The organism is Microseira wollei NIES-4236 (assembly GCF_020521235.1).
In the GTDB taxonomy this organism is placed as follows: domain Bacteria; phylum Cyanobacteriota; class Cyanobacteriia; order Cyanobacteriales; family Aerosakkonemataceae; genus Microseira; species Microseira wollei.
In genome coordinates this window covers 1-207 of the sequence record NZ_BLAY01000853.1, presented here as the reverse complement: position 1 = coordinate 207, position 207 = coordinate 1, and the positions used below count along the sequence as shown (strand labels likewise).

Below are 207 nucleotides of genomic sequence, written 5' to 3'. Positions count from 1 at the left end.
CTACAACGATGCTGTAGCTGATGACTTCGCCCACCACATCGGCGGTGCCACCCGGTACGGAGGCTGTCTTGGTGATGTTGAGGTCTGGTTTCTGCTCAACGGGAACCGAAGTAGAAGCACTTTCAGACGGCGTTTGAGTACTATCCGCCGTTGCCGTGTTGAGAATGTTACCGCCGGCGTCGATGTCAGCTTGAGTCACGGTGTAGG

The 207-nt window shown here is 56.0% G+C and carries 1 protein-coding gene; it reads right to left on the bottom strand.

Features of this window, described 5'->3' with window-relative positions:
• Positions 1–207: hypothetical protein (locus MiSe_RS50645; RefSeq protein WP_226595184.1), on the bottom strand; the 207-nt coding region annotated here is incomplete at both ends.